Raw genomic sequence first — 2628 nt, forward strand, 5'->3', positions numbered from 1 at the left:
ATTTATTTTTTCTTTTATAGCTCCTATTGTAATGGTATTTTTAAAAAATAAATAAAAGTTTAATAATTTAAAGAGGTTTATGAATTATGAAAAAGCTAATATTTATTTTATTTTTATTTAGTATGTACTTATATAGTCAAACTGATAATAAAACTAAAGCTTATGAAAGATTAAGAGAATATGTGTATGAAGGTAATGTTAAAGAAGCTGAGAATATTCTTAAACAACATAATGTCAATATTAATAATCTTGATTATGAAGATTTTACATTATTATCGATTGCAGTTATGGATAATAATATAGAAATGGCTGAGCTTCTTTTGAAATATAAGGCAGATGTTAATACTGTAGTAAGTGATGGCGATACTGCATTGATACTTGCAGTTGATAATAATAATATGGAAATGGTTAAACTACTTTTAAGTTATGGTGCTGATATTGATTATCAGGGCTTTAGAGGAAGAACGGCATTATTTTGTGCTTTAGAATATAATAGAAAAGAAAATATTGAAATGGTAAAACTCTTAATAAAAAATAAAGCCGATGTTAATATAGCTTATGATGGAGATTATGAGAATGAAGAAACACCTTTAATGTATGCTATTATGAAAGGCTATAAAGAAACGGTAAAAATTTTGATTGCAAATAAAGCTGATATAAATAAAAGAAATAGAAATAATGCAAATGCTTTGATTTATGCTTATATGTATGGACATGAGGATATAGCAGATATTTTACTTCAAAATGGTTCTGATTCTTTGGATAAAAGTTTGAAAGTTTGTGATCTTAATCAATCAACTTTGCTTAATCTTAATGTTCCATTGATAAATGCTGCACACTATTCTACCAATGAAGTTTTTTTACAAAAGCTGATTGATAGTGGTTCATATAAATATTATGATTATGATACTGCATTGAGAGAAGCCACTTCTTATAATAATATTAATGCTGTAAAAGTGCTTATTAAAAATAATGCAGATGTTAATGTTCAAAATAGAGATGGTATGACAGCATTGATGTCAGCTTGTTATAATGGGAATCTAGAAATGACAAAAATGCTTTTAAATGCTGGTGCTGATAAAAGTATAAAAAGAGGTAATTATGATGCATTGTATTATGCCAGAGAATACGGAAAAAATGAAGAAATAATAAAATTACTTACAAAATAGTTATAATCTTTATAAAAAGAGTATGCATTATATATGCACTTTTTTATTTTCTGTTTAAAAATTTTTAGTATATATAATTTATAAAATATAACTATTTTAACAATTTACAATTATAAATTATAATCAATTTCTTAGTATTAATAAAAAATACCTATAAGGGGTTATGAAAAATGTCTGAAAATAAGCTTATGAATTTGAGCAGTAAAAAAAGATTATATCATATATTAGTATTTACCATAATAATAATATCTTCTCTTCCTATAAGTATACAAATATTATTATATGATATTGATCATAATGCTGACAATTTCTATCCAACAATTATTATTAATAGTTTTTATTATCAAGTATTTTACTTTTTTTGTTATTCATTTTTATTTATTATAGATAGTAATTTAGAAAATATTAATAAAAGAACAATACTAATAACATTTTTGTCATTTTTACTTTTATTTTTGCTTGGCATATTTACTTCAGCACCATTAAAAGATGAAATACCTTATATGCTTGAATTTTTTAAATCTAATATAATGATTAATAAAAGTATATTATCTTCTATAATCTTTTTTATTATAATACTTTTATCTGATAACAATTTTAATATAAAAAATAATACATATAATAGTTTTACTAAATTAGGAGATATAATACTGTTTTTTGTAGCATCAGAAATTTTATTAGCAATAATATTATTCTTAATTATTAAATTAGTAGAATTAGTAGAATCGCTAGAATTTTTGGCATTTATGGTATTTTTATTTTTTGGTTTAATGTTATCTGTTTTTACTGGAGAAGATGCAAGTACATTATACTCAAAACTGATTTTGATTTTTATTGTATATTTACATACTTTAATACCGTTTATATTTTTCTTTGTGCAAAAAAGATTCAAAACTGTTTTATCAATATATATTTCTTGAGGATTATTATTTTTATATTCATTTTTAATATTTGTTTCATTTTTTGCCTTACTATATGAACCTATAAGACCTTTTGACAATACTAAGTCTTTTATAATTTATAATGTATTATTAATTTTATCTATTATTACTTTATACTTTATAAGAGCAGATTATAAAGCTGGAGTCATAACAAAAGCAATGTATATAATATTTCCAATAATAGCATTATTATTTAATATATTAGTATTAGGAGCAAGCATATACAGAGTAATTATTTCTGAAAATAAAATAAATGAAATTTCTATTGCAGTTCTTAATATAATAATAGCTGTTAATTTAGTATATATTATAATACAAAATATAAAGTCTATAATAAAGATATTAAAAAACAATATCAATATAAATGAGGCAGTAATTGGAAATAATAAAATATATAGCTTCATTTATATTTATGGTATTTATTCATTTATTTTTTCTTTTATAGCTCCTATTGTAATGGTATTTTTAAAAAATAAATAAAAGTTTAATAATTTAAAGAGGTTTATGAATTATGAAAA

1 protein-coding gene and 1 pseudogene are annotated in these 2628 nt (G+C 21.5%); both read left to right on the forward strand.

Annotation, left to right across the window (positions count from 1 at the left end; all coding sequences use genetic code 11):
* Window positions 1-86 precede the first annotated feature (86 nt).
* On the forward strand, window positions 87-1169 hold the full coding sequence (locus tag F811_RS0100325) for an ankyrin repeat domain-containing protein (protein WP_020003334.1): 1083 nt from the start codon (window positions 87-89) through the stop codon (window positions 1167-1169).
* A gap of 170 nt (window positions 1170-1339) precedes the next feature.
* Window positions 1340-2590, forward strand: a pseudogene (locus F811_RS15910) (hypothetical protein).
* Window positions 2591-2628: the final 38 nt, after the last annotated feature.

The organism is Brachyspira innocens ATCC 29796 (assembly GCF_000384655.1).
Lineage (GTDB): Bacteria > Spirochaetota > Brachyspiria > Brachyspirales > Brachyspiraceae > Brachyspira > Brachyspira innocens.